This window comes from Draconibacterium sediminis, assembly GCF_000949475.1.
GTDB lineage: Bacteria > Bacteroidota > Bacteroidia > Bacteroidales > Prolixibacteraceae > Draconibacterium > Draconibacterium sediminis.
In genome coordinates, this window is sequence record NZ_JRHC01000004.1 from 1 (window position 1) to 22,260 (window position 22,260).

Below are 22,260 nucleotides of genomic sequence, written 5' to 3' on the forward strand. Positions count from 1 at the left end.
GATTCTATCCTTGTTCTGGAACTTTTCACCGTACCAGAATTCCGCGATACCATAATAGAAACAGTTTGTGAATCCTCACTTCCATACGATTGGAACGGCATGGAAATCTTTGCCGCCGGAACCTATACTGATACTCTGACCAGTTCGGGCGGTTGTGATTCTATCCTTGTTTTGGAACTTTTCACCGTACCAGAATTCCGCGATACCATATTTGAAACTGTTTGCGAATCATCTCTGCCATACAACTGGAACGGAATGGATATCGCTTCAGCCGGAACCTATACTGATAGCCTGACCAGTGTAAGTGGTTGTGATTCTATTCTTGTACTTGAACTATATACTATTCCTGAATTCCGTGACACTATAATTGAAACGGTTTGTGAATCCTCGCTTCCATACGACTGGAACGGTGTGGAAATCGCTATCGCCGGAACCTACACCGATAGTCTGACCAGTGTAAGTGGCTGTGATTCGATCTTGGTTCTTGAATTATACACTGTTCCTGAATTCCGTGACACTATCGTAGAAACGGTTTGTGAGACCTCTCTTCCATATTACTGGAATGGCATGGAAATTACTTCCGCCGGAACCTATACCGATAGTCTGACCAGTGCAGGCGGTTGTGATTCGATACTGGTTCTGGAACTTCTCACCGTACCAGAATTCCGTGACACCATTATAGAAACAGTTTGTGTGTCCTCTCTGCCATACGATTGGAATGGCGTGGAAATCGCTTCTGCCGGAACGTATACGGATAGTTTGACCAGTGCAGGTGGTTGTGATTCGATAATTGTTCTAATTCTGGATATTATTGATGGAGAACTTTTTGAGATTTATGAATCAGCATGTGAAACATTCACCTGGGTTGATGGAAATGGCAATACCTATACCGAGTCGGGCACTTACGATTATATATCCGACTTGGGAGCCTGCTCAGATACTTTACGATTACACTTATTTATCAGTCCGCCAATGGATCTTGTGGCCGATTCAATACCGGTAAGCTGTTACGACTTTGCAGATGGGGCCATTGATTTAACGGTTACAGGAGGTACCGCACCTTATACATTTGTATGGAGTAACGGTGAAACTACTGAAGATATTGGTAGTTTAGCGGCTGGCACTTATACCGTATGGGTTAGCGATTCCTTGGGATGTACGGATAGTCTCAGCATTCAGATTACGCAGCCTGATCCGATACAAATTACACTCGATGCTGTAACAAATGTTCTTGTTATTGGTGAATCAACCGGTAGCATAGAAGTTTCGCTTGGGGGTGGAACACCGGGCTACACTTATGTCTGGACAAATGAATCAGACGATATTGTTGGTACGGACGAAGACTTGTATAACCAGCCTGCCGGTGAGTATACGTTAAGAGTAACTGATGCGAATGGTTGTGAGGAAATATTAATCGCAACAATTACTGAGCCGGTAGCAACCGAAAGGCGAATGTCACCGGTTGAAACGCCAATCTGTTACGAAGACCGTAACAATTTCCCACTTCTCGACTCGCTGAAGCAATACCTGGCCTTACATCCTGATGTTGAGGTATTCTCCGATTGGGGACTGGATACCAGCACCTTCAAGCTAGAATCTGTAATTATTGGAGGTAGTGAATATTGTTATGAAGAAATTAGAACATACAGCATCCAGGATTTTGATGGTGAAACCTTAAGTGCAACGCACCGGATAATTGTTGATGATGACGAAGAGCCAACAATCAGTTGTCCGCCGGGCTTCGCGGTGTCCGGAGGTATCGTTCCGCCACCTCTTGATTCTGTTGAATTTTTAGCTGCAGGAGGTACTTTTGATGATAATTGTGGAATTGTTAGTTTCCGCCATGTAAGCGATGTTTCTGATGGAAAAACCAATCCGGAAACGATAACAAGAACATACGAAGTAACTGATTTCTGTGGCAATACCAGGGAATGTGAGCAGGAGATAGAAGTAACCAACGATCTTGTTTTTGCAGCTGTTGGCCCGTTCTGCCAGTATTCTGTTGCACCCGAATTGCCTGATACCGCATTAAACGGAACACCGGGTTATTGGCTGCCGGACACGATAAGTACGGCTACAGCAGGCGATTTCGAATATATTTTCTATCCTGATTCAAGCTATCACGCAGCGCCTTATCGTTTAATTGTCACTGTTCTTCCCGCAATCGACTTGAGTGCTAATTTGGTTGATCAGGGCTATGATCCAAATCCGGTTGGAAGCATCAATCTGAATATCAGCGGAGGAAGCGGACCTTATACTATTAACTGGACAGGCCCTGACGGATATTCTGCATCGTCAGAGGATATTGTCGACCTTTACGCCGGTGATTATTGGGTAGAAGTAAGCGACGAGATTGGCTGTTACGATAGTTTATCTGTAACCTTGCGAACCTTTGAGCCGGAGTTTAGCTGTCCGCCGGATACAATATTTGAATGCCCTGATGTAACACAATATCCTGCGTCAACCAACATTGCCGAATTTATTGCCATAGGCGGATACTATAATCCGGCCAATATTGTGGCTAACATCACAAGTTTTGATAATCCGGTCTCAAGCGAGTACTGTTTAACCATTGAACGTACCTACATAATTGAAGATATTTACGGAAGATTGGATACCTGTATTCAAACCATCGACTTCCACGATACTATCCCGCCGGTACTAAATGCTCCTGAAGGCGATACCGTGGAATGTTACTCTGCTGTTTATGCGGATTACAAAACCTACACTGATTTTATCGCATCGGGAGTACCTGTGCCTTACGATAACTGTGCTATCGATCCATCGTCGTTTACCGTTCGTGATACCCTGATTAATATTGAACCTGGTCGTTCGGAGTTAATTTACTACTACAGTATTGCCGACATGTGCGGAAACATTGGCCGCGATACCACCTATTTCCTCATTCTCGATCAGGAACCACCTGAGGTATTCTGTGCCGATATTACGGTGTACCTGGATGAAAACGGAACTTATCGTATCTCTGTGCAGGATTCGGTTGCCATGGTCGACAGTGTGTACGATAATTGTACCGCTCCTGAAAACCTGAGGGTGGTAATTGAAGTGAACGAGATCACCTGTGAGGATATAGAGTCGGGAACACAGGCTCGTGTAATTGTTTATGATGAGGTAGGCCTTTCGGCAGAATGTGTGGCAAACATTACCGTACTTGATACCGTTCCGCCGGATGCAATCTGTCAGGATATTACGGTTTATCTGGATGAAAACGGTGAGGTAACAATTACGGCTGAACAAATCAACAATACTTCAACCGATAACTGTGAAATCGCTTCAATCGATATTTCCAGAGATCGTTTCGACTGTACCGATGTTGGTGTTAACCTTGTTCAGTTAATTGTTACGGATATTTATGGTAATACCGATACCTGCGAGGCAAATGTGACTGTTATCGATGAGATTCCTCCTCAAATTACTTGTGCCCCGGGAGATACCATACAGTTAAGCGAAGAAGATGGTACTTTCCTACTAACATGGGATGTTGTTACGGAATCAGCCTGGGATGAATGTGGAATTGACACGGTGTTACTGGATCAATACTTATTGGATTGCGACAACATTGGACGGACAACAATTACAGCAACAGCTTACGATGTAAATGGTAATTCAAGCAGTTGTACTGCAGAGTTTGTTGTTATAGGTAACACGCCTCCAATCGTTGAAAACGACTCGGCTATCACTGCAATGGATGTTCCTATTGATATTCCGGTAACCAATAACGACTTCGACCTGAAGACAAATATTGATTTAGCGACGCTTGGCGTAAATAGTGATCCTGTAAATGGATCTGTGGTGGTAGATAATAAAACAGGTATTGTAACTTACATTCCTGATCCGGGATTTGTTGGCGAGGATATATTCACCTATCAGATTTCCGACGATGGTGTTCCTTGTGAACCAGAAAAAGGAACAGCCACTGTATATGTTACCGTACTTCCTGCCAACGAGCCGCCGGTGGCTGTCGACGACTACTTTGAAGTGCCATGCGGTGAGTTGTTTGGTAATGTATTGTATGGCGACGATTTTGGAAATGGAGTAGATTCTGATCCGGATGCCGGTGATAAGATTACAGTAAGCCAGACTCTGATTACTCCACCGGATAGCGGTGTCTTTAACTGGTTGGACGGCGATGGAAACTTCGAATACATTCCGTTCGATGGATTCTTCGGAACTGATAGCTTCCAGTATGCAATCTGCGACGATGGTATTCCTACGTCGTTGTGCGACACCGCATGGGTTTTTATCACCCGTGTTCCGGATAACGACTGTGATGGAGTTGCCGATGCTGATGATATTGATGATGATAACGACGGAATCCGCGATAATATTGAAAATGGTGGTTACTGGCCTGAAGAGCAGATGGGATTGATCGATTCCGATCATGACGGAATACCGGATTACATGGATATCGACTCGGATAACGATGGAATACCGGACAATATTGAAGGTCAGGGCGAGCACAATTATATTCCGCCTTCAGGAATTGATGCCAACCACGATGGCTGGGATGATGTTTACGACGTAACCATTGGTGGTGTAATTACTTTCGACGAAGAGTTGACGGATACCGATGGTGATTCGATGCCTGATTACCTGGATATTGATTCGGACAACGACGGTGTATTTGATATGATTGAAGGTCACGATGCCGACCACAATGGTATTGCCGATGTATTAAGATGGTATACCGATGAAGACCACGATGGATTGGATGATGCCTACGATACCTATTATGGCTGGGCCGATTATGGTAACGAGATCGGAAGTAATGCGCCGCTGCAAGACTTTGATGATGACGGTACACGCGACTGGCGAGATATTAACGACGAAGATGATGATTACCTGACAGTAAATGAAGACCTGAACGGTAACGGCGATTACAGTGACGATGACCTCGATTTGGATGGTTATCCGGAATACCTGGATACCGAGCTGAATTGTGAGCTGTTTATTCCTGAAGGATTCTCGCCAAACGACGATGATGTTCACGACTTCTTCCAGATTCTATGTATTCAGAAATATCCGAATGCCAAACTGATGATCTTCAACCGTAACGGTGTTAAACTTTGGGAGAAAGAACACTATGGTAACCTTGATGTTTGGGGAACTTACCAGGATGCATGGTGGTGGGGAACTTCTAAACATGCACTTACCCTTGGTCGATCAGGTGGATTACCGGCCGGTAACTACATCTACGTACTGCTGCTGAACGATGGAAAAGGTACAGTTAAGAATGGTACAGTGATGTTGGCGTACTAAGAAGGATTAAGGATTATGGGATGTAGTAATCAGTTTTCAGTCGCAGTTTTCAGTTCACAATTTTCAATTGAACTATTTAGAATTAGAATCGTGAGTGAGTTACTGAGTGAATGAGTAGCAATTGAATGATGAATTTCGAATGCTGATTAACGATTTTAGATTTCAGAATCTTGAGGAAAGTTAGCAGTTTTCAGTCGCAGTAAACAGTTTAGCAGTAGAACAGTATAGAAATAGTAAAGAAATCCTAATGATTCCTATGTGACTATTGTGGTTCAAGTCTTCGAGCCTTGGAATCTTTGTGTTTTAAAGTTTTTAACCACAAAGCCGCACAGAGAATGCACAAAGAATGCACAAAGTTTCATAGAGAAGTAAAACTCGAAACACGTAGCTCGGAACTCGTTACCCAAATGAATTTCGATTTCAGAAGTGGGAAGAAAGTTTTCAGTTTTCAGTCGCAGTTTACAGTTCTACAATTTGACAATAAAACAATTTAGCAATTGTAACCATAAACTACTGTGCCCTATGTGCCTACTGTGGTTTAATTCTTAGTGTCTTTGAGTCTTGGTGTTTAAATATCATTTCAGCGCCGCTTCAATATCGGCAATAATATCGTCTACATTCTCAATCCCCACCGAAAGGCGCATCATGCGGTCGTTAATGCGGGCTGCAATACGTTCTTCTTCGGTAAACTCAGCGTAAATTGTTGAGTGCGGGTGAATGATCAGCGATTTATTATCATTCAGGTTAGTGGCCCTTCGAATGATTTGTAGCTTGTTCATAAATGTGTAGCAGGCAGCTTTCGATTCCAGCTCAAAACTCATAATGGTGCCCGGAATTCCGTTAAAATATTTTTGTGCCAGCGGGTAGCGTTCATCGGTTTCCAGTCCCGGGTAACTTACCTTTTTAATCCGGGGATGTGCTTTCATAAATTCGCCCAAAGCCAGGCAATTTTGGTAACACTTTTCTACCCGAAGCTCCAGGATGTCGAGCCCCTGAATTTGAAAGCGCGCCGTCTGAGGAGCCATGCTTCCGCCCGTATTTCGGTAAACGTTCTTTCTTACTTTAATAAGAAAGGCATTGTCCTTAAATTTTTCAGTGTATGAAGCCGTATTAGGGTTCCGGTTCCAGTCGAAATTACCGTGATCCACAATGGCACCACCAAACGAAGTGGCCCCTCCCGAGATGTATTTTGTGGTCGACATCACCTCGATATTCACACCAAACTTCCCGCCGCTAAAAACATTGGGGGGAGTAATCGTGCTGTCGGCAACTAAAACAAGGTTGTGTTTTTTGGCCACACGCGACAGCATTTCAATATCGGCAATATCCAGTTGTGGATTAGTTACCGTTTCAAAATAGATGGCGCGGGTATTTTTATCAATGAGTTTTTCAATTTCTTCTGCCGAACTTAAATCGCTAAAACGTGTTTCCAACCCGAATTCAGAAAGTGTATTCTGAAGCAAAGCAAAACTGTGCCCAAACAAACGATTTCCGGAAATAATATTGTCGCCCGTTTTGGTAAGCGCCATAATGGTATTTGTAATGGCTGCCATTCCCGAACTTACCGCAATTACACCACTGCTTTGTGTTAGCGCCTTTAGTTTTAGCTCGAAATACTCCACCGTAGGACTTGCTGTTCGCGAGTATACGTGGGCAATGTACTCGCCTCTGAAATTGGCTTCGATCTGTTCGGCCGAATCAAATTCGTAAGCCACCGACTCGTATAATGGCATTTGCAGTGCCTTGTGTGGATCGTGTTTGGCGTAAGGTACATTTAATGCTGTGGTAGTAAATCCGGTTTTCTTCATTTGTCGTTCTTTAAAGGCGTAAAAGTAATCTTTTGTATTCCTTTCATGCCCTGCTGCTACAAAATATCAGTTAAAAAATCCTGATATTTGACATCCTCAAAACAATTCTACAACATAATTGTTTTAGGGGTGTCGATGCATTATGGTACGATAATTGTTCCTTACCTTTGCATCTTTAAGTTATAATTAAACAGCATTTAATTAACAACTGCTAACCATGGCGCCCCCCGCCATGGTTTTTTTTATTTCTTTCTCTTAATGTTGTCATAAACAGTCCTTTCCTTTCATGCTCATCCTTCAACATCTTTTTAATTTCCCGGACAACGGCATTTTTTCGCAGTTAAATTATTCTAAATGTTCAATCCGTCATAACAGAGGTCTGCCTGTCAGTTAGTTAATGAGTTTTGAAATAAAAGAAGACTTTTCGAAACGCATTTTTTTTTAATAATCTGCATTTTCACGTCTGTTTCTATATCTTTAAAAAACAAATCCGGAAGAGTATTCGGATTTTGAAAGACGAAAAAGAAAGGAGCAAAACCTATGAAACGAGCAGATTAAAAAGCCCGTTTGATGTTGGAGCATTATCATGCGAGTTCCATCTTTTACCTTAAAACGAAAAATTTTAATAAGATGAAGAGATACCTGCCGAAATTAGTTCAGAACGATAAATGGCTGGAGCCTTATGCCGGAGTTATTTCCGACCGGATGATTCTTGCTGATCGTAAAGAAAGAGAAGTTACCGGAGGACGGAGTCTGGCCGATTTTGCTACCGGGCATCTGTATTTTGGTTTGCACCGAACCGAATCGGGATGGGTAATTCGCGAATGGGCACCCAATGCAACGCATATTTATCTGGTTGGTACTTTTAACGATTGGCAGGAAAGTGTTGAGTACGCTTTTGCAAGTCTCGATCATGGTGTTTGGGAATTGCATCTGGCAGCCGATCAAATGGGCCATGGCGATTTGTATGCCTTAAATGTACATTGGGCTGTAAATCATGGAAAACGAATACCTGCCTGGGCTACACGTGTTGTGCAGGATGAAAATACACACATGTTTAATGCGCAGGTTTGGGCGCCCGAAAATCCTTACGAGTGGAAGAATCCGGAGTTTCAACGTACCGAGGAGCAACCGCTGATTTATGAAGGGCATGTAGGGATGGCAGGCGAAGAAGCGCGTGTTCATACCTACAATGAGTTTCGCGAGCAGATGTTACCGCGCATAAAAGCCAACGGCTACAATGTTATTCAGTTAATGGCTATTCCGGAGCACCCGTATTACGGGAGTTTTGGTTATCACGTTAGTAGCTTTTTTGCGGCGTCGTCGCGTTTCGGAACGCCCGAAGAACTAAAACAGCTGATTGATGAGGCGCACGGAATGGGAATTGCCGTAATTATGGATCTGGTGCATTCGCATGCTGTAAAAAATGAAGTTGAAGGCTTGGGGAATTACGATGGCACACGTTACCAGTTTTTTCACGAAGGTGCAAAAGGTGAGCATCCGGCCTGGGACAGCTATTGTTTTAACTACGATAAAAACGAGGTGCTGCACTTCCTTTTGTCAAACATCAGTTATTGGCTCACCGAGTATAAATTTGATGGATTCCGTTTTGACGGTGTAACCAGCATGTTGTATTTCAACCATGGCTTGGAGATTGCTTTCACCACTTACGACGACTATTTTAATGCCAATGTCGACCAGGAGGCAACTACCTATTTTAAACTGGCGAATAAGTTGATTAAACAAATTAATCCGCAGGCGCTGTCGATTGCCGAAGATATGAGCGGAATGCCCGGATTGGCAGCATCGATAGAAGATGGCGGTTTGGGATTTGATTTCAGGATGGCGATGGGCGTACCTGACTTCTGGATAAAAATGATAAAAGAAAAGTCGGATGACGAATGGGAGGTGGGTGATATTTTCTACCAGCTGACCTCGAAACGTATGGACGAGCAGGTGGTGAGTTATGCCGAATCGCACGACCAGGCTTTGGTGGGCGATAAAACCATCATCTTCCGGCTGATAGATAAAGAAATGTATTTCTCCATGCGAAAAGATCAGCCGAACCTGATCGTTGACCGTGGAATTGCCCTGCATAAAATGATCCGGCTGGCAACCGCGAGTACTGCCGGCGGTGCTTACCTGAATTTTATGGGAAATGAATTCGGGCACCCCGAATGGATCGATTTCCCGCGCGAAGGAAACAACTGGTCGTACAGTCATGCCCGCCGAATCTGGAGCATTGCCGAGGATCAGGACCTGAAGTTTCATTGGTTGTATGATTTTGATAAGGAAATGATTCAGCTGATCAACCAGAACAAAATACTTTCTATTCCTCCGGTTGATAAGGTTTTGGAAAATACGCCAGATAAAGTGCTGGCCTACCACCGCGGACTGTTTCTGTTTGTTTTCAATTTTAATCCAACACAGTCGTTTACCGATTACGGAATTCCGTTGGGTGCCGGGAAATATCAGATTGTGTTGAATACCGATTCCGGCCGTTTTGGTGGTCACGATCGGGTTGATGAGGAGATCAGTTACTACACCATGCCAAGCAAAGGACTGGATAGCCAGCATTACCTGAGACTTTACCTTCCGGCAAGAACGGCGCTTGTACTGAAAAAAGTGGATATCCCGAAAGTGAAGTAAATGGCCGAATCAAAATTTCAAACCATAGTAGATGTGCCGCAGTTTCCGTGGCAAACAGGTTATAAAACGAAGAACCTGTTCATGGGATCGTGTTTTACCGAAAATGTTGGGGCGAAAATGGAAGCCCTGAAATACCCGGTTGACATCAATCCGTTTGGAATTTTATATAACCCGCTTTCCGTTGCCAACGGGCTGCAGCTATTGCTCGAAGAAAAGCAACTTTCGGCAATCGATCTTATAGAACACAACGGCCTTTGGCATAGCTTTAGCCATCATGGCCGTTTTTCGAATACCGAGCAAAAGATGGCCTTAGATGACATAAACACGCGTATTAAAAGCTCAGCAGCTTTTTTAAAAGAGGCCGGTTTTCTATTTCTCACTTTTGGAACAGCCTGGATTTACAGGTATAAAAAAAGCGGAGAACTGGTTTCGAACTGCCATAAAATTCCGGCACGTGAGTTTGTGCGCGAACGTTTGTCGGTACAACAAATCGTTGAAGTTTATCGGGAATTGCTGCACAAAATCTGGCAAATAAATCCTGAGCTAAAAGTGGTTTTTACGGTTAGCCCGATTCGTCATTGGAAAGACGGCGCTGTTGAAAACCAGCGAAGTAAGTCGACACTTGTATTGGCTGTCGATCAACTTATTCAGGAACTGGGTGCAGATAAATGTGCCTATTTTCCGTCGTACGAAATTGTGATGGATGAACTGCGCGATTATCGTTTTTATGCCGAAGATATGTTGCACATTTCAGAGGTGGCCATCAAACATATATGGTCGCGTTTTGAAGCGGCACTAATCAACCCTGAAAGTATCGAAATTGCGCGGGAAGTTCAAAAAATATGCAATGCTGTAAAGCATCGTCCAATCAACAAAAAATCCCTTGAATATTCCAAATTTCTCCTTAGTTTTCTTAATAAATTGGAATTACTGGAAAAAAGATTCCCGTATCTTAATTTAAAGTTAGAAAAAGAATATTTTAATGTACAGATTGAGCAATTTGGTGGTAGTGACCAAACAATTGTAAGTTAAATCCCTTAACTTAGTAGTGACAACTTCGTTGTGGCTGCTGAACCAATACTCAATTTACCAAAGTGTTATTAATATGCATTACCTTGAATTTGATAAGGAGCAGCTGGTAAATCTTGAATATTCGCTGTTCAAAGAAATATTACGATCAAACAGAGCCGGTTCTTATTTAAGTACTACGCTAAACGGCTGTAATACCCGAAAATACCACGGTTTGCTGGTGTGCCCTATTGAGAATTTTGGAGGAGAAAAACACGTGTTGCTTTCGTCGCTCGATGAAACCGTAATACAAAACGAGGCCGAATTTAACCTCGGAATCCACCGCTATAAAGGTGGAACCTACGAACCCAAAGGGCACAAATACATCCGCAATGTAGAGTTTGATGCGATACCAAAAATTACTTACCGTGTGGGTGGGGTTGTGCTAACAAAAGAACGACTGCTGGTAGAAAAAGAGGAACAAATTCTCATAAAATATACCCTTGAGGAAGCTAAATCGCCAACAACATTGCGATTAAAACCATTCCTTGCTTTCCGGAATATTCATCAGCTGAGCAAGGCAAATATGTTTGTAAACCGCAAGTTCGGTAAGGCCAAAAACGGCATAAAAGCCTGTTTGTACGATGGCTACCCCGATTTGTTTATGCAATGCAGCAAAGCGGTTGATTTTGTTGGGGTACCCGATTGGTATTACGATATTGAATACCTGAAAGAGCTGATCCGGGGTTACGAATATCTTGAAGATCTTTTTGTGCCGGGCTATTTTGAGTTTCCGATGAAAAAAGGTGAGTCGATCGTTTTTGCCGCGGGTTTAACAGAAGCAAATCCGGTGTCGTTAAAACAGCGCTTTACCAAAGAGCAGAACAAACGTGGAGGCAAAGAAACCTTCAACAGTGTTTTGGAGCGGGCCGCTCACCAGTTTATTATGCACGAAGGTTACACGGCCGATATTATTGCCGGTTTCCCCTGGTACAACAGCATTACCCGTCAAACTTTTATATCGCTTCCCGGATTGTGCCTGGCGTTTAACGACCCGAAACTGTGTGAGAAAATACTCGATTCTTACCTGAAATATTTTAACGATGGTTTTTTCCCCGATCAGATTAAGGATAAAAAACTGACCTACCATTCTGCCGACACATCGTTGTGGTTTATTTGGGTTATTCAGCAGTATTTAAAGAAAAAGAACAATCCGAAGATGCTTTGGAGAACGTATGGCGAAGTGATCAAAAGAATACTCAATGCCTATACCAGCGGGAAAAGGGATGATATAAAAATGCTGCCCAACGGATTGATTTATGCCGAAAAAGAAGATACCGCATTAACCTGGATGAATTCCAGTGTTGACGGAAAGGCTGTAATACCGCGCACCGGAAAGCCGGTTGAAGTGAATGCCTTGTGGTTTAACGCCATTTGTTTTGCCCTCGATTTAGCGGATATGGCCGGCGACGACGAATTTATTACGCAATGGAAACATATGGTAAATAAAGTGGCGCAGTCGTTCCTGAAAACCTTCTGGAGCGATGGACACGGCTACCTGGCCGATGTGGTAAAAGATGAGCAGCACGATTGGGCAGTTCGGCCAAATATGGTAATTGCGGTTGCCATGGATTATACACCGCTTACAAAAGAACAGCAAAAACAGGTGTTAAGTGTGGTGAAACGCAAACTGTTAACCAACAGGGGGCTGCGAACATTGTCGCCCGATCATTTGCGTTACTTTGGTAATATTAGCGGAGGCCCCAAAGAACGGGAGCTGGCGGTGCATCAGGGAGCTGTATGGCCCTGGTTGCTACAGTTTTTTGTTGAAGCCTATTTAAAGATTCACAAGCGCGGAGGATTGCCGTTTGTGAAACAGATTATGGAAAGTTTTGAAGCCGAAATGACCGAGCATTGTATCGGAAATATTCCTGAGATGTACGATGGCGACCCGCCACATGTTGGAAAGGGCGCCATTTCGCAGGCCTGGAATGTGGCAGGTGTTTCGTATGCGCTTGATTTGGTGCAGAACTATACAGAATAAACCAAAAACAATTGATTTTTGGGATGTAACCGGAAAATTAGAAGATCAGATGAAGGTATTAATGTTTGGATGGGAATTTCCGCCCCATATCTCCGGTGGATTGGGGACAGCCTGTTACGGGCTTACAAAAGGTATGGCTGAGATTGAAGATATTGACGTAACTTTTGTGGTTCCAAAGGCTTTTGGCGACGAAGATCAGTCGCGAATAAAGCTGATTGGAGCCAATAACATTCCCGTAAGCCGAACGACCTTTACTTTTGATGAGGGCGGAAAAACAATGGAATACCTCGAAGTAGATTCGCCCATTCTTCCTTACGTTACCGAAGATGAATTCTGGACTTTAAAAAGCAAACGTTACACAGGCCAGACAAAATTTGTTGAAACCGACGAAAATTCAAAGATCGAATTCAGCGGTGGTTATGGCCCCGATCTGTTAAAAGAAATTCGCAATTATGCGCTGGTGGCTCGTTTGATTGCCGAAGATAATTCCTGCGACATTATTCATGCACACGACTGGCTCACATATCCGGCAGGAATAGCTGCCAGCCAGTCCACAGGAAAACCATTGGTTATTCATGTGCATGCCACCGATTTCGACCGAAGCGGAGGCGATGTAAACCCGCGGGTTTATGCCATTGAGCGAGAAGGTATGGAAGCGGCCGATAAAATTATTGCGGTAAGCAATCTTACCCGGAAAATGGTGATCGAAAAGTACGGAATTCCACCCGAAAAAGTGGTTACCGTTTATAACGCCGTTGAGTCGGTAAATAATGAAAAAGGAAGTTTGCCGCCAAAAGGCGTTAAGGATAAAGTGGTTACTTTTTTAGGAAGGATAACCATGCAAAAAGGCCCCGGCTATTTTGTTGAAGCTGCCAACCTGGTGCTCAAAAAAATGCGGAATGCACGTTTTGTTATGGCCGGAAGCGGCGATATGATGAATGAAATGATAGCCCGGACAGCAGCATTGGGCATCGCCGATAAATTTCATTTTACCGGTTTCCTGAAGGGGAATGATGTGAACGACCTTTTTAGCATGACCGATGTGTTTGTTATGCCCTCGGTGTCGGAGCCTTTCGGAATTGTACCGCTTGAAGCCATGCAGTTAAATGTTCCGGTAATTATATCCAACCAGTCGGGGGTGTCAGAGATTTTAAAACATGCTATAAAGATCGATTTTTGGGATACTTATGCCATGGCCGATGCTATTTATGGTGTATTGAATTATTCCTCGTTGGCCCAGCATTTTAAAAGTGCCGGAAAAACAGAGGTGGATGAATTAAAGTGGACACACTCGGCCCGCGAAGTGAGAAAAGTTTACGAAAGTACCTTGCAAGAATTTTAACCCAACTGCTATGAAGTCAATTTGTTTGTTTTTTCAAATACATCAACCGTTCAGGCACCGGCGTTACCGTTTTTTCGATATCGGTAACGACCACTACTATTACGACGACTATTCAAACGAAAGCATAATCAGAAATATAGCCGACAAAAGTTATTTGCCGGCCAATAAACTGTTGCTCGAACTGGCTAAAAAACTGGGTGATAAGTTTAAGGTTGCTTTTTCTATAACCGGAGTGGCACTGGAGCAGTTTGAGCTTTATGCACCCGATGTTATCGAGTCGTTTCAGAAATTGGCAAAAACCGGTTGTGTTGAGTTTTTGGCCGAAACCTACTCGCATTCGCTGAGTTCGTTAAGAGATATAAATGCTTTTACCGATCAGGTGAAAAAGCACGACGATCAGATCTTCAGGTTGTTTGGTCAGAAACCGCGTGTTTTCCGCAATACCGAAATGATCTACTCCGACGAAATTGGAGAGAAAGTGGCCAAGCTGGGTTATTCGGCCATGTTAACTGAAGGAGCCAAACACGTGCTGGGATGGAAAAGCCCTGACTTTCTGTATGTAAACGCCATAAATCCGCGGCTAAAAGTATTAATGCGTAACTATAAACTGAGCGACGACATTGGATTTCGCTTTTCAGACAAAAACTGGGATAAGCACCCGCTAACAGCAGAAAAATATGTGGGCTGGCTTGAAAAGGTTGGAGAAAAAGAAGAGGTAATTAACTTGTTTATGGGCTACGATTCGTTTGGAACCCGGCAGCCAAAAGAAGCCGGAATATTCGATTTCTTAAAAGCGTTGGCTGAGCAGGTGGTAAAAAGCGATAAGCTAAAATTTTCAACCCCTTCCGAAGCGGTTGATGAACTTCAGCCGATTTCGGTTGTTAGTGTTCCACATCCAATTTCCTGGTCCGACGAAGAGCGCGATCTTAGTGCTTGGCTCGGGAATGAAATGCAAAAAGAGGCCTTTGAAAAATTGTATGCCATGAAAGGACAAATGGCCCGGTGTACCGACGCTGTTCTTCAGAAGGATTGGAATTACCTGCAGGCGAGCGATCATTTCTTTTACATGTCGACCAAGTATTTTGCCGATGGTAATCCGCATAAATCCTACAGCCATTTTGATTCGCCTTACGAGGCCTTTATCAATTATATGAATGTGCTGAGCGATTTTAAAATCCGGTTAAACGCACACGTTCCCGAAAGTGAAGTGGAGAATGAAATCGCTTCGCTTCATCGTTTGTTGGAAGAAAAAGAAGAAAAGATAAAAAAGATGGAAGCCGATTTGCGCCGTTTGCAAAAAACGAAAAAGCAAAAAACGACTTTGCGAAAAAAGAAATAGAAGATTTGTCGCTAACATTAAATTCACTTAACGATAATTGTAGAACAAACAATTTGTTGAAATGATAATCTAATTTTGCAGCTCGTTCTAAGTGAGTTAGAACGATTGACTTACCCGCTGGGTATAGTTTGTAATTAATAAAATGAGAAGAAAATGGAGGAGAAAAAATTTATAAAAAACCCGGTTGTGGGAGAGCCGGTATGGAAACGGATTATTGTAGAATCTAACGTTCCGGAAAGTCTTTCACCATTGCGCGACCTTTCAAAAAACCTTTGGTGGGTTTGGAATTCAGAAGCACGCGAATTATTTCAGCAGATAGATGCGGAAATTTGGGAAGAATGTGCCCATAACCCGATTGTATTGCTCGATCAGGTGAGCTATAATCGTTTTAAAGAGCTGGAACGCGACGAAATGTTCGTAGCGCGAATGCACGAAGTGAATGCAAAATTCAATCAATATCTTGATGAGCGTAAAGAGCTGGCAGGCCCCGGAATCTCGTATTTCAGTATGGAGTACGGTTTGCACGACAGCTTGAAAATATTCTCGGGAGGTTTGGGTATTTTGGCCGGCGACTACCTGAAAGAAGCCAGCGATATGAAAGTAAAACTGGTTGCCGTAGGTTTGTTGTATCGCTACGGATATTTTAAACAAACCCTGAATTTACATGGCGAGCAAATGGCTGTTTACGATGCACAGCAATTCTCGAAGATACCGGTTCAGCCGGCATTGGATAAAAATGGTGAATGGGTGCGCGTTGAAGTGCAATATCCGGGAAGAACATTGATCGGACGTGTTTGGCAAACCAATATTGGCTCGGTAAAATTGTATTTGCTTGATGCCGACCATCATGAAAATAACGATGCCGACCGTTTTGTAACCCATCATTTATACGGTGGCGACAACGAAAACCGCCTGAAACAGGAGATGTTACTTGGTTTGGGTGGTATTCAGGCATTAAAAAAGCTGGGCGTAGAATCAGATATTTATCACTGTAACGAAGGGCACGCAGCGTTTATCGGTATACAGCGTATTGCCAATCTGATGGCAGAACAGAAACTTAGCTACGCCGAGGCTAAAGAGGTTGTAAATGCATCAACAGTGTTTACAACGCACACGCCGGTTCCGGCAGGGCACGATTCTTTTCATGTGGATATGTTCCGTCATTACATGAATTTCTTTGTCGAAAAGTTGGGATTGACCTGGGAAGATTTCGAGATGTTGGGTAAAGCCAGGGCTGAGGAAGATCATTTCAATATGAGTTACCTGGCCAGCAACTTGTCGCAGGGAATTAACGGCGTTAGTATGCTGCACGGTGACGTAAGTAAGGCGGTGCTAAAACATTTGTACCAGGGTTACCTGGAGGAGGAACTGGAGATTGGTTATGTAACCAACGGTGTTCACTACCCAACCTGGGCAGCACAGGAATGGAAAGACATTCATAAAAAATATTTTGGCGAAGAATTTCCGACCAATCAATTGGATTTTGATGTGTGGAAGAATATTTACAACGTTCCGGATTACGAGATTTGGGAGCTGCGTAAAAAATTGCGTCAAAAACTGATTAACTACATCAAAGAGCGTTTCTCAGATAACTGGGTTAAACGTTCGGAGAATCCGAAGTTGATCAGCGAGATTCTCGGAAAATTGAATCCGAATACCTTAACAATTGGTTTTGCACGCAGGTTTGCCACCTACAAACGTGCGCACTTGTTGTTCCGCAATCTCGACCGCTTGGCGAAAATTGTAAATAATCCTGAGCGTCCGGTACAGTTTATCTTTGCAGGTAAAGCTCACCCGGCTGATAAAGCAGGACAGGATCTGATTAAAAATATTGTTGAAGTATCGAAACGTCCTGAGTTTCGTGGTAAAATTCTTTTCGTTCAGAACTACGACATGAACCTGGCAAAAATGCTGTTGCAGGGTGTTGATGTTTGGATGAACACGCCAACCCGTCCGTTGGAAGCTTCGGGAACAAGCGGCGAAAAAGGAGTTATGAACGGTACGCTGCACTTCTCAGTTCTTGATGGATGGTGGGTTGAAGGTTACCGGAAAGATGCCGGATGGGCACTGCCGGCCGAGCGCGCTTACGATGTACAGGATTTCCAGGATGAGTTGGATGCCGAAACCATTTACAATATTCTGGAAGAAGAAGTTGTGCCTGCTTATTATGGCCGCAACCAATACGATATTCCTGAAAAATGGGTGGGATATGTGAAAAATACCATTGCAAATGTTTCGCCAAACTTTACCACATCGCGAATGATGCGCGACTACCAGGACCGTTACTACAATCCGCAGTACGAACGTTCTCAACGTGTGAATGCCGATGGTTTTAACCTGGCGAAAGAAATTGCTGCCTGGAAAGCCAAAGTAGCTGCAAAATGGGATGGAGTTGAGGTGAAAAACATCGAAATCATTGACGGTATTGCGCACACCATGGTGATGGGTGATAAGTACCCGGTAAAAGTATCGGTTGATTTAAATGGACTGAAACCGGAGGAAGTTGGTGTGGAATTATTAATTGCTGAAAATAAAGACGGACAGGAAAGAATTGTTGATACAGTTGAATTTATTCCTGAAAAAAGCGAAGGCACATCTTGCTGTTACAAGCATACTATTTTGCCCGACCACCCCGGGTCGTTCTCCTACAGTTTCAGGGTGTATGCAAAACATCCGGAATTGCCGCACCGCCAGGATTTCCGATTCATTAAATGGATCAGCTAATCCCGCAGTGGAACATTGATGTATTTGCAAAAGCAAAAATGAAATAAACAGAAAGGTGTTCAAACGAGCACCTTTTTTTATTGAAGTGAAGTTAAGCTGTTGTGCAACATTAGTTTCAAAATGACATTGAACGCAAAATAGTAATTGACGTCATTTTTACATTTCATTCAAACTGTTATTTTTACGTCGTAATCAAATGTCGGGAGAAACAAGTCCTGGTAACCAGGGTGAATATCAAAGCTGAAGAACACCAGGCATTTGGTACAAGAGAAAATGAAAATTTAACAGATGAAACGAGCATATAAAATAATTACTTCCAAAAGAATAACTAAAAATGTGCGAGTTCCATACGATGCCCTAATAAATAAACAATTTTAATCGTATGAAACGAGTGTGAATTTTTATTCTTCAAATTCACAAACAGGAAGAATTAAAATTCATAGGGTGTTACATCGAATACAAATGAAACGAACAATTTTAATGAGATGAAAAACCGGAAAAAGATTGGTAATAAAATCAAAGAGTTTCGTGAGTTCAGGCAACTTTCGCGCGCTGATTTGGCAATACAGGCTAATTTGGATGAAGCCCAATTGCAGCTGATTGAAGACGAGGGAAATGTTCCTTCGTTAGGTGTGCTAATTAAAATATCGCGCGCCATGGGTGTGCGTATCGGAACCTTCCTCGACGATCAGGAAACCATTGGTCCGGCACTCGTAAATGCTGGCAAAGCTAAAGAAACGCTTAGCTTTTCTACCAAAGACGAAAGTACTCGCGAGCACCTTAACTTTTTCTCGTTGGCACAGGCAAAATCCGGAAGACATATGGAGCCGTTTTTGGTTGAAATTGAACCTGCGGAAGAGTCGGATTATAAACTGTCGTCGCACGAAGGCGAAGAGTTTATATATGTGCTCGAAGGAAGTATTGAGATCAATTACGGAAAAGAAGTTTACCTCTTACAGAAAGGCGATACCATCTATATCGATTCGGTTGTTGCCCACAATATTCACGCAGCCGGCGAACAGGCTGCAAAAATTCTTGCGGTAGTTTATACTCCCGTGTAATTAAAAAACATTTTCATGCAGTTACTTGATTATACCTTAGGAAATATACTTGAAAAATGGGCCTTTGAAACGCCAGATAAAGATTTTATTGTTTACCCCGATCGTAACCTGCGATTTTCGTATAAGCAGTTTAACGAACGGGTAGACCGCCTGGCAAAAGGATTGCTTTTTATCGGTATAAAACCGGGAGATAAAGTAGGTGTGTGGGCAAAAAATGTTCCCGACTGGACCACTCTGATGTTTGCCACTGCAAAAATTGGGGCGGTTCTGGTAACGGTTAATACCAATTACAAGCTGGCGGAGCTGGAATACATCCTGAAAAATGCCGATATAAACTCGCTGTTTATTGTTGATGGATACCGCGACAGCGATTATGTGAAGATGGTGTTTGAATTGGTGCCTGAGCTAAAAACACAACCACGCGGAAAACTGAAATCAGAAAAATTCCCGCAGCTTAAAAATGTAGGATTTATCGGTCAGCAAAAACATCGCGGAATGTACAGTACCGACGAGTTAATGTTGCTGGGAAGCCACATTGATGATCTGGAGCTGGAAAGCGTTAAAATAACGCTCAATTGCCACGATGTGGTAAATATGCAATTCACCTCGGGAACAACAGGTTTCCCGAAAGGTGTAATGCTTTCGCATCACAATATTCTGAACAACGGTTTTGCAACCGGCGAGTGTATGAAATACACCGAAGACGACCGTTTGTTGGTTTGTGTTCCACTTTTCCACTGTTTTGGTTGCGTGTTGGCTGTGTGTTCTATCGTAACGCACGGAGCAACAATGGTTTTTACCGAGGATTTTGATCCTTTAATGGTGCTGGCTTCTGTACAAAAGGAAAAATGTACAGCGCTTTACGGAGTGCCAACCATGTTTATTGCCGAGTTGAATCACCCGATGTTCGATATGTTCGATCTGTCGTCGTTACGCACAGGAATTATGGCCGGAGCACTTTGCCCCATTGAAACCATGCGCCAGGTGATGGATAAAATGAACATGAAAGACATAATTATTGTGTACGGTTTAACCGAAAGTTCGCCGGGAATGACGGCTACGCGCACACATAATTCGGTTGAAGTTCGGGCTACCACGGTTGGTTTTGAATTCCCTAATGTTGAAGTGAAAATCGTGGATCCGGAAACCGGCGAAGAATGTAGGCCGGGCGAACAGGGCGAAATCTGTTGCCGTGGTTACAATGTGATGAAAGGCTACTACAACAACCCTGAGGAAACAGCAAAGGTTATCGATAAAGAAGGATGGTTGCACTCGGGCGATCTGGCTGTAAAAACCGAAGATGGATTTTATAAAATTACTGGCCGCATAAAAGATATGATCGTGCGTGGAGGCGAAAATATCTACCCGCGCGAAATTGAAAATTACCTGTATCGTTTGCCGCAAATCGAAGCCGTTGAAGTTGCAGGTGTTCCAAGCAAAAAATATGGCGAAGCAGTTGGTGCTTTTATTAAACTGAAAAAAGGAGAAAAACTCAGCGAAGAAGAGATTGTAGATTTCTGCCGCGGAAATATTGCCCGGTTTAAAATTCCGAAATACATCTTTTTTGTTGATGAATTCCCAATGACCGCCAGTGGAAAGATCCAGAAATACAAGCTGAGCGAAATGTCTGTGGAACTGTGTAAGGATCAGGGTATAGAGATCATCTAGTGTAAGAAAAGATTGATTTTACCTATTGAGAATATATATTCTATAGATATAATTGAATGCTTTTTTTATTTTTTTTAAGAAGTTACAATCTGCAAGGTAAAATCATAAAACACTATCATTTTTTATTCTCCCATCATTTTCAATTAGGGTTTCGTTTATTTTATCCAAATTCACTTAAAAGCAGTAAATCGGCGGTATTCTGTCGCTGATGAATATTGATTTTTGTCATGTTTTCGGCCTGTAAAAAGCGCAATTTTCGCGGCTGTTCAGAGAAGCAGTTTTTTTATGAGTATTTAATTACCACTGCGAAGGGTAATTGATTAGACAGCACAGAGTTTTTTGAAGCCATTTGCATAACGCAAGTGGCTTTTTTATTCATGAAACTCAAATTTCAAAAACGTAGCGCACTAGAATGTGATTGTTGAACGGCTCACTCTTGCTAAGCACATAAGGATGTTTGATTCAATTAACTATAAAACCATTTCCTGTTTTAATTAAGGTTATGCTATATTTGTGCATCTAAAAAACGCAAATAATCATGGCAAAATACAAACGCATTCTACTAAAACTCAGCGGCGAATCGCTGATGGGTGATCAACAATACGGAATAGACCAGCAACGACTTGGCGATTATGCCGAGGAAATTGCAGCAATTGTAAAATCGGGTGTGCAGGTTGGCATTGTAATTGGCGGCGGTAATATTTTTCGCGGACTAAGCGGAGCAGCCAAAGGTTTCGATCGTGTAAAAGGCGACCAGATGGGGATGCTGGCAACTGTAATAAACAGTCTCGCTTTAAACTCAGCACTGGTTGGTCAGGGAATTAAATCGAAAGTACTAACCGCAATCCGAATGGAGCCTGTTGGCGAGTATTACTCGAAAGACAAAGCTGTTGAGGCTTTGGAAAATGGCGAAGTCGTAATTATATCAGGAGGAACAGGGAATCCGTACTTTACCACCGATACGGCAAGTGCCCTGCGTGGAATCGAAATTGAAGCCGAAGTTATGCTGAAGGGAACCCGCGTTGACGGTATTTATACGGCCGATCCGGAAAAGGATAAAACCGCAACCAAGTTCGATAAAATCAGTTTCGACGAAATTTATAATCGTAACCTGCGAATAATGGATCTTACCGCTACAACTTTGTGTAAGGAGAACAATTTGCCGATTTATGTTTTTAATATGGATCAAAAGGGTAATTTACAGAAAGTTATGGGTGGTGAGGATCTCGGAACTTTGGTGTATTGCTAAGCCTTATTTATTTGAAACAGGAATAAATTGGGTAAAAAATTTTTGGGAATTTATATTTTTTCTATATTTGCTGACAGTCCACAGTTGGATA

At 42.9% G+C, this 22,260-nt stretch carries 11 protein-coding genes; 10 read left to right on the forward strand and 1 reads right to left on the reverse strand.

The genetic code is table 11. The annotated features are described in order from the left end of the window. Positions 1-5,277 (forward strand): Ig-like domain-containing protein (locus tag LH29_RS23890; RefSeq protein WP_052670983.1); only part of this gene is annotated, 5,277 nt, incomplete at its 5' end. 575 nt (positions 5,278-5,852) lie between these two features. On the opposite strand, the gene LH29_RS14525 is transcribed toward LH29_RS23890, so the two are convergent. Then, positions 5,853-7,085: an aminotransferase class I/II-fold pyridoxal phosphate-dependent enzyme gene (locus LH29_RS14525; protein ID WP_045031149.1), complete on the reverse strand. Its 1,233-nt coding sequence runs from the start codon at positions 7,083-7,085 to the stop codon at positions 5,853-5,855. A gap of 630 nt (positions 7,086-7,715) precedes the next feature. Here LH29_RS14525 and LH29_RS14530 point away from each other — a divergent pair. The 9 genes from LH29_RS14530 to pyrH all read left to right on the forward strand — a co-directional run bounded on the left by LH29_RS14530 (position 7,716) and on the right by pyrH (position 22,169). Then, on the forward strand, positions 7,716-9,734 hold the full coding sequence (locus LH29_RS14530; RefSeq protein WP_045031151.1) for an alpha amylase C-terminal domain-containing protein: 2,019 nt from the start codon (positions 7,716-7,718) through the stop codon (positions 9,732-9,734). Beyond that, the gene (locus LH29_RS14535) at positions 9,735-10,766 is read left to right on the forward strand and encodes a GSCFA domain-containing protein (RefSeq protein ID WP_045031154.1); all 1,032 of its coding nucleotides are present in this window, start codon (positions 9,735-9,737) and stop codon (positions 10,764-10,766) included. It abuts the gene before it with no gap. A 73-nt stretch (positions 10,767-10,839) separates the two neighbouring features. Then, positions 10,840-12,786, forward strand: coding sequence for an amylo-alpha-1,6-glucosidase (locus LH29_RS14540; RefSeq protein ID WP_045031869.1), 1,947 nt, complete (start codon positions 10,840-10,842; stop codon positions 12,784-12,786). A gap of 49 nt (positions 12,787-12,835) precedes the next feature. After that, positions 12,836-14,128: a glycosyltransferase family 4 protein gene (locus LH29_RS14545; RefSeq protein WP_045031871.1), complete on the forward strand. Its 1,293-nt coding sequence runs from the start codon at positions 12,836-12,838 to the stop codon at positions 14,126-14,128. A 10-nt stretch (positions 14,129-14,138) separates the two neighbouring features. Beyond that, positions 14,139-15,467, forward strand: a complete 1,329-nt coding sequence (locus LH29_RS14550) for a glycoside hydrolase family 57 protein (RefSeq protein WP_045031156.1) — start codon at positions 14,139-14,141, stop codon at positions 15,465-15,467. Positions 15,468-15,620: 153 nt separating this feature from the next. Further along, the gene (gene glgP / locus LH29_RS14555; protein ID WP_052670984.1) at positions 15,621-18,191 is read left to right on the forward strand and encodes an alpha-glucan family phosphorylase; all 2,571 of its coding nucleotides are present in this window, start codon (positions 15,621-15,623) and stop codon (positions 18,189-18,191) included. Positions 18,192-18,676: 485 nt separating this feature from the next. Further along, on the forward strand, positions 18,677-19,252 hold the full coding sequence (locus LH29_RS14560) for a helix-turn-helix domain-containing protein (RefSeq protein WP_045031158.1): 576 nt from the start codon (positions 18,677-18,679) through the stop codon (positions 19,250-19,252). A gap of 15 nt (positions 19,253-19,267) precedes the next feature. Further along, positions 19,268-20,920, forward strand: a complete 1,653-nt coding sequence (locus LH29_RS14565) for an AMP-binding protein (protein WP_045031160.1) — start codon at positions 19,268-19,270, stop codon at positions 20,918-20,920. Between the two features lie 538 nt (positions 20,921-21,458). Further along, positions 21,459-22,169 carry a UMP kinase gene (gene pyrH, locus LH29_RS14570; protein ID WP_045031162.1) on the forward strand — a complete coding sequence of 237 codons (711 nt, stop codon included), beginning with the start codon at positions 21,459-21,461 and terminating at the stop codon, positions 22,167-22,169. Positions 22,170-22,260 lie beyond the last annotated feature (91 nt).